Raw genomic sequence first — 7,246 nt, forward strand, 5'->3', positions numbered from 1 at the left:
TGCTCCGGTAAATGGTATAAAGAAAAGAGCATAATTTATAAAAATTAATGTGAACGTAAACGATTAATTTATAGTTTTCAATTCATAAAGAGAAGAATGATTTCATGAAAACAACCAAAAGATTATACCAAAATCTGAATAATGCTAGCGTAGAAAATTTTGATGATAGAAAAAGAAGGAATGGTTTCTTTTATTATTTGATGCTGCATTGTTGCTTTATTTAGGAGTGAGTAGAAGAGTTTTTGCGTTTATTTATTGGGGGAAACGCTCAAAGGATGAGAGAAATGACCCCGTTAAATTATGGTTCAAAAGAGTCAGAGCGAGGAGAAACATGCGATACTGAAGCAGATCAGTTCTATGATCCGTGTGGTAGTAATAAAAACAATCTTTCTGCATTGTCACGAACAGAGGCACACTCCATATTTGTTGATATAAAGGGACAACAGAGAAAAAAATATTGTAAACAGAAACAGGTTTTTATTCAATCGGAAACAGCTTTTGAGTTTCATGGTCAGACAATGATAGGAGCTCAAAAAACAAAAAAACTCAAAGTTCCTTTTCTTCGACGGTTTTCTCAAGTAAAATCCCCACCTCTTTATGCGGCGCTTGATCTGGGAACGAATAATTGTCGTCTTCTTATCGCATCTCCCAGTAAACCTGGATATTTTCGTGTTGTTGATGCTTTTTCTCGTATTGTACGATTGGGAGAAGGTTTAATAAATAACGGTTTTCTTAATACGCAAGCTATGGATCGTGCGATTGAAGCATTAAAGATTTGTCATTTAAAATTAAAACAAAGGCATATTAAGCGTTATCGTTTGATTGCAACGGAAGCTTGCCGTTCAGCGGAAAATGGTAGGCATTTTATTCAGCGTGTTTTGGATGAAACAGGTCTTGAATTGGAAATTGTTGATCGGCAAACAGAAGCGCGTTTTGCGGTTACAGGGTGCAGTACGCTTGTTGAGCCAAATATTGATGCAATTGTGCTTTTTGATATTGGAGGAGGATCATCAGAAATTGTTCTCCTTGATGTTTCTCAAAAACGTTCTTTTCGTTTATCTGGACAGATTATCGCTTGGACTTCTCTTCCTGTTGGTGTTGTTACACTTGCTGAACGTTTTGGAGGAAATAATATTAGTTTAGACGATTTTGAAAAAATGAAAAGCTATGTGCGAAGGTTGTTAAATAATTTTTCAGATCGTCATAAATTAGGAGAGTTAGCGCAAGGTCCGAAGTTTCATCTTTTGGGAACCTCTGGTACAGTTACGACTTTAGCAGGAATGTATCTTAATTTAGAGCGTTATGATAGAAGAAAAGTGGATGGCATTTGGATGAATGATGCAGACATTACTCTTATGACAAAACGCCTATTGTCATGGGATATAGAAAAACGCGTAATAAGTCCTTTTATTGGGCGAGAGAGAGCAGATTTAGTTTTAGCTGGTTGTGCAATTTTAGATGTTATTCGAGAAGTTTGGCCAAGTCAGCGTTTAAGGGTTGCTGATCGTGGATTAAGGGAAGGAATTTTAATAGAGCTGATGTTACGCGATGGTGTATGGTGTCGTCATAGAAAGAGCAGAGATTTCAAGCGTTAGAGAACTAAATATGGAGACAATGAATAACGATGAAAAAAATAACAAAAACACCCAAGGGTGGCTATGGAGGTTCAGGGTCACATGAATTATATCAGCGCGTAAAAAAGAAAGCAGGAACCATTAAAGCTTCATCACGGCGATGGTTAGAGAGGCATCTGAATGATCCTTATGTTCATCAGTCAAAAGTAGATGGTTATCGTTCACGTGCGGCTTATAAACTCATTGAAATTAATGAACGTTATAGTTTTTTGAAAAAAGGACAAAAGGTTATTGATCTAGGAGCAGCACCTGGGGGATGGTGTCAGGTGGCTGGGCATATAATAGGGTCAAGTGATGAAAAGCCTAGCGTGGTTGGTATTGATTATTTGCATGTTGATCCGTTGCCTGGGGTTGTGATGCTGGAAATGGATTTTTTACATGCAGATGCACCGCAGAAATTAATTGATGCTTTAGGAACAAAGCCGGATGTTGTACTTTCTGATATGGCTGCACCAACAACAGGACATCGTCAAACAGATCATTTAAGAACGATTTATTTATGTGAAGTTGCTGCTGATTTTGCTCTTTCTGTTCTAAAACCTGGTGGGCATTTTTTGGCAAAGGCTTTTCAAGGTGGAGCAGAAAACACTCTTCTCACAATACTAAAACAGCATTTTAAAAAAGTCTATCATGTTAAACCACCCGCAAGCCGATCAGAATCAGTGGAGCTTTATCTTTTAGCGCTTGAATTTAAGGGAAAAACAAAAATACAAGAATAGCACCTTCTTTTAAGAAGGCTTAACTTTACTTACGTATTTGAAAAAGCTTAACTTTACGCATGTATTTAAGTATGATGATTTTTTCAAATAGTTATTCAGAGATATTTAGAGTTTCTCTGTTAACAATGATGAAAAACTGGTAAAATTAATATATTGCCTATAGAGGTAGAAAGATTGATTCCTCAGTGAGCGCTTCCAATGAAATTTCTTGATCAAGCTAAAGTTTATATTCGTTCTGGTAATGGAGGTTCCGGAGCAGTATCATTTCGTCGTGAAAAATTCATAGAATTTGGGGGGCCTGATGGGGGGAATGGGGGGCGGGGAGGTGATGTCTGGGCGCTTGTTGTTGATGGGCTTAACACGCTGATTGATTATCGATACCAACAACATTTTAAAGCAAAAACAGGGGGACATGGCAAGGGGCGTAATATGACGGGTGAGAAGGGTGATGATGTCATCCTTAAAGTTCCGGTTGGGACGCAAATTTTTGAAGAAGATAATACAACGTTAATCTGTGATTTAACGGAAGTGGGACAGCGCTATCGCCTTGCAAAAGGCGGGAATGGCGGTTTTGGCAATCTTCACTTTACAACATCGACAAATCGGGCACCGCGTCGTGCAAATCCAGGTTTGTCTGGAGAAGAGCGTGCAATATGGCTTCGTTTGAAGTTAATTGCTGATGCGGGACTTGTTGGTTTACCAAATGCTGGGAAATCGACTTTTTTAGCTTCTGTGACGGCTGCAAAACCAAAAGTTGCAGATTATCCTTTTACCACTCTACATCCTCATCTTGGTGTTGTACGAATTGATGGTCGTGAATTTGTTTTGGCTGATATTCCGGGGTTAATCGAAGGAGCCCATGAAGGGGTGGGAATTGGAGACCGTTTTTTAGGACATGTGGAACGTTGTCGTGTCCTCCTTCATTTGATTTCTGCTCAAGAAGAAGATGTTGCAAAAGCATATCAAATTGTGCGTCATGAACTTGAGTCTTATGGAAACAATCTAAGTAATAAGACTGAAATTGTCGCTTTAAGCCAAATAGATACGCTCACGGTTGACGAGCGTAAAACGAAACAGGAAGCTTTACAAAGAGTAACGGATCAACCTGTTATGATGTTTTCTGCGGTTAGTCGCGAAGGTTTAGAAAATGTGCTGCGTGCTGGTGCACGTATTATTGAAATTTCACGTAAAGAGGAGAACGGTGGGGATAGCAGGATTGATTGAGATGGCTGTTGGATTGCAAAAACTCACACACTATAAACGTATCGTGGTCAAAATTGGATCTGCACTTTTGGTTGATCCTCAGACAGGGTTACGGGTTGAATGGCTTAAAAGTTTGATCAGTGATGTTGTTGGATTACACAAAAAAGGTGTAGAGATATTATTGGTGTCTTCAGGGGCTATTGCTTTAGGAAGGACATTGCTACAGCTTCCTAAGGGGGCTTTGAAATTGGAAGAAAGTCAGGCATGTGCTGCTTTGGGGCAAATTGAGTTAGCGAAAACCTATGGTGATGCGCTTGCTCAACATGGGCTCAAAACAGGCCAAATTTTGCTTACTTTATTTGATACGGAGGAGCGAAGACGTTATCTCAATGCACGTGCAACGATTGAGATGCTTTTATATTTGGGGGCTGTGCCTGTTATTAATGAGAATGATACTGTTGCGACAACTGAAATTCGTTATGGTGATAATGACCGTTTAGCTGCACGTGTGGCAACAATGGTGAGGGCAGATCTTTTAATACTTTTATCTGATATTGATGGTCTTTATACAAAGTCTCCCCATAGAGATCCTACGGCTGAATTTATACCTTTTGTTGCATCCATTACGCATGATATCGAAAAAATGGCAGATGTTGCTGCTTCAGAGTTTTCGCGGGGAGGAATGAAGACTAAGCTTGATGCCGGAAAAATAGCTAATGCTGCTGGAACGGCGATGATTATCACTTCAGGCAAACGTATGAATCCCCTTGCTGCAATTGACAAAGGTGAACGCAAGAGTTTTTTTGCAGCAAGTAAGAAATCTGTCAATGCTTGGAAAACATGGATTTCTGGTCATTTAGATCCATCTGGTGTTTTGACGATTGATCAAGGAGCCATTAGGGCTCTTGAAACAGGAAAATCATTATTAGCAGCAGGGGTTATTGGCGTTGAGGGAAATTTCCAGCGTGGGGATACGGTTGCAATTGTTGGTACAGATGGAGTTGAGATTGCGCGTGGACTTGTAAGCTATGACAAAGATGAGGCTGTACGCATTATAGGACATAAAAGTGAAGAAATTGAAGCTATTCTTGGGTATGAGGCGCGCTCTGCTATGGTGCATCGTAATGATATGATTGTACGTTGCTTGATCAATTCTGTTTAAAAAAGTTACTTTTGTTTTTATTATTTTGGCAGAGTGGATGATACGATGACTTTAGAAGAAAAAATGAAAGATATGGGACAAAAAGCACGCTATGCCGCTGCAGCATTGGCTGTTGCTTCTTCTGAGCAAAAGAACAATGCATTGGAAATGATCGCTTTAAGCCTAGAGGCTTACTCAGATGAAATTTTACAGGCGAATTGTTTGGATTTAGAGAAGGCTGCTCAGAATAATTTGAAAGCAGCAATGATTGATCGGCTTAGATTAGATGAATTGCGTTTGGGTGCAATGATAGATAGTGTTCGTCAAGTTGCTCATTTATCTGATCCTGTTGGGCAGGTCATAAGTGCGTGGACACGCCCCAATGGGCTTCATATAAGTCGTGTAAGAACACCTCTTGGTGTAATTGGCATTATTTATGAGAGTCGCCCAAATGTTACAATTGATGCGAGTGCTTTGTGTTTAAAAGCGGGCAATGCTGCGATTTTGCGCGGTGGTTCGGATAGCTTTCATTCTTCTCATGCACTTCATTGTGCGTTGGTACAAGGATTAGAGCGCTCTGGTTTACTCAAAGATGCTATCCAAATGGTTGGAACGACAGATCGTGCTGCCGTTGGGGAAATGCTTAAAGGATTGGATGGAGCGATTGATGTGATCGTACCACGTGGTGGAAAGAGCCTTGTTGCCCGCGTTCAGTCTGATGCACGTGTTCCAATTTTTGCTCATTTGGAGGGACTTTGTCATATTTATATTGATAAATCGGCAGATTTAGATATGGCACGCAATATTGTTTTAAATGCAAAGCTGCGGCGAACAGGGATATGCGGTGCTGTTGAGACAGTTCTCATTGACAGCCAAGCATTAAAAAAGTTTCTTCCTGTTTTAACTGCTTTACAGGAGAAGGGATGTGAAATTCGCGCCACAGAAGATATTGTTTTTCTTATGCCAGATGTAAAATTAGCCTCTGAAGAAGATTGGTCACATGAATATCTTGATGCTATTCTTTCTGTTAAAACGGTTGAGGGGGTTGAGGGAGCTATTGCTCATATAAAGCGTTATTCATCAGGACATACGGAATCGGTTATTGCTGAGGATTTGGAAGTGGTGAAGCTCTTTTTTAATCATTTAGATTCAGCTATTTTATTACACAATGCATCGACACAGTTTGCTGATGGAGGTGAATTTGGTTTTGGAATGGAAATTGGTATCGCAACAGGAAAAATGCATGCACGTGGTCCCATAGGTGTTGAACAGCTAACATCATTTCAATATCATGTTAAAGGAAATGGTCAGGTTAGAGTTTGAAAAGCCTATTTTTTCCATGGAAAAATTGTATGCCACATGTTGAAAGATCTAATGTTGTAGGTCTTTTTGGTGGTTCCTTTAATCCGCCGCATGCGGGGCACCTTCTCGTTGCAAAAATTGCCATTCGGCGTTTACATCTTGATCAGTTATGGTGGATGGTTAGTCCAGGCAATCCTTTAAAGGATTGTACACAGTTACTCCCTTTAGAGGAGAGAATGCGATTAAGTTTTAAACTTATTGACCATCCGAAAATTCGCTTGACAGGTTTTGAAAAAGCTATAGGGAGCAAAGTATCGGTAGATACAATTTTCCATATTCTTACCCATTACAGTGGTGTAAATTTTGTATGGATTATGGGAGCGGATAGTTTTACAACGATACATCATTGGTATCGATGGCGTGATATTGTCTCTATGCTTCCTATTGCGATTATTGATCGTCCTTTAGGCAATAGGTCGGCACTCTTTTCTCCTATGGCACAGATTTATCGCCGATTTCGTTTGGATGAGAGAGAAAGTGGGCGCTTACCTTTTATAAAACCGCCAGTTTGGACTTATTTGCATGGACCTTTATCTTTTCAATCTTCAACAAACCTTCGTTTGGAGAAGAATGATTTTTCTTGAACATTTCATCAGATTCTGCTTCTTTCTAAAGAAGTCTCTTTTTGACATTACACAACGACAAGAAAGGATATTGATCTGAAAAACGTTGCACACAAACACTCTTATGATATTATGCCTTCAAAAGAAAAAAAAGTTTTTTCTGTTAGTGAGAGTCTTGAAGTTATTCTCAAGAGTTTAGAAGATACAAAAGCAGAAGATATTGTTGCTATTGATATTCGAGGGAAGTCATCTTTGGCTGATTATATGGTCATAGCTTCAGCAAATTCGCAGCGTCATGTATCTTCTGTTGCTGATCATTTATTACATACTTGGAAAGATAGTGGGCAGGGGCTTGCGCGTGTAGAAGGGCTTGCTGGAGGTGACTGGGTATTGATTGATACAGGTGATATTATCATTCATCTTTTTCGTCCAGAAGTTCGTCTTTTTTATAATTTAGAAAAAATATGGATGACGCCGGATTTAAATGATACGGCTTTGCTTCTCTTCGGAGATCATTAAAATGCAAATTTCTATTTTTGCGGTTGGTCGTATGAAAAGTGGGGCAGAGCAAACATTGGTTCAACATTATTTGGATCGTTTTTCTAAAAGTTCTGGTGCTGTAGG

Annotated in this window: 7 protein-coding genes and 1 pseudogene; all 8 read left to right on the forward strand. The window is 39.5% G+C overall.

Annotated features, from left to right (window positions below):
* Positions 1-284 precede the first annotated feature (284 nt).
* Positions 285-1,595 carry a Ppx/GppA phosphatase family protein gene (locus tag ACFIO3_RS06380; RefSeq protein WP_375607993.1) on the forward strand — a complete coding sequence of 437 codons (1,311 nt, stop codon included), beginning with the start codon at positions 285-287 and terminating at the stop codon, positions 1,593-1,595.
* 29 nt (positions 1,596-1,624) lie between these two features.
* Positions 1,625-2,353 (forward strand): RlmE family RNA methyltransferase, encoded by a 729-nt coding sequence (locus ACFIO3_RS06385; RefSeq protein WP_375606735.1) that lies wholly within the window; start codon positions 1,625-1,627, stop codon positions 2,351-2,353.
* A 198-nt stretch (positions 2,354-2,551) separates the two neighbouring features.
* Positions 2,552-3,577, forward strand: a complete 1,026-nt coding sequence (gene obgE / locus ACFIO3_RS06390) for a GTPase ObgE (protein WP_375606736.1) — start codon at positions 2,552-2,554, stop codon at positions 3,575-3,577.
* A 1-nt stretch (position 3,578) separates the two neighbouring features.
* On the forward strand, positions 3,579-4,718 hold the full coding sequence (proB, locus tag ACFIO3_RS06395; protein WP_375606818.1) for a glutamate 5-kinase: 1,140 nt from the start codon (positions 3,579-3,581) through the stop codon (positions 4,716-4,718).
* A 45-nt stretch (positions 4,719-4,763) separates the two neighbouring features.
* A complete protein-coding gene (locus ACFIO3_RS06400; RefSeq protein WP_375686606.1) occupies positions 4,764-6,020 on the forward strand; it encodes a glutamate-5-semialdehyde dehydrogenase in 1,257 nt (418 codons plus the stop codon).
* Between the two features lie 29 nt (positions 6,021-6,049).
* Positions 6,050-6,643, forward strand: a complete 594-nt coding sequence (locus tag ACFIO3_RS06405) for a nicotinate-nucleotide adenylyltransferase (RefSeq protein ID WP_375607996.1) — start codon at positions 6,050-6,052, stop codon at positions 6,641-6,643.
* Between the two features lie 111 nt (positions 6,644-6,754).
* The gene (rsfS, locus tag ACFIO3_RS06410) at positions 6,755-7,141 is read left to right on the forward strand and encodes a ribosome silencing factor (RefSeq protein ID WP_375615167.1); all 387 of its coding nucleotides are present in this window, start codon (positions 6,755-6,757) and stop codon (positions 7,139-7,141) included.
* Between the two features lies 1 nt (position 7,142).
* Positions 7,143-7,246 (forward strand): annotated as a pseudogene (locus tag ACFIO3_RS06415) (23S rRNA (pseudouridine(1915)-N(3))-methyltransferase RlmH); the annotation flags it as partial.

Source organism: Bartonella sp. AD328YNZD, assembly GCF_042196425.1.

What these genes read in the sequence shown, in the direction of transcription:
- ACFIO3_RS06385 (WP_375606735.1), top strand. Translation starts at nt 1,625, where the DNA reads ATGAAAAAAATAACAAAAACACCCAAGGGTGGCTATGGAGGTTCAGGG.
- ACFIO3_RS06400 (WP_375686606.1), top strand. Translation starts at nt 4,764, where the DNA reads ATGACTTTAGAAGAAAAAATGAAAGATATGGGACAAAAAGCACGCTAT.
- ACFIO3_RS06405 (WP_375607996.1), top strand. Translation starts at nt 6,050, where the DNA reads ATGCCACATGTTGAAAGATCTAATGTTGTAGGTCTTTTTGGTGGTTCC.
- ACFIO3_RS06380 (WP_375607993.1), top strand. Translation starts at nt 285, where the DNA reads ATGACCCCGTTAAATTATGGTTCAAAAGAGTCAGAGCGAGGAGAAACA.
- rsfS (WP_375615167.1), top strand. Translation starts at nt 6,755, where the DNA reads ATGCCTTCAAAAGAAAAAAAAGTTTTTTCTGTTAGTGAGAGTCTTGAA.
- proB (WP_375606818.1), top strand. Translation starts at nt 3,579, where the DNA reads ATGGCTGTTGGATTGCAAAAACTCACACACTATAAACGTATCGTGGTC.
- obgE (WP_375606736.1), top strand. Translation starts at nt 2,552, where the DNA reads ATGAAATTTCTTGATCAAGCTAAAGTTTATATTCGTTCTGGTAATGGA.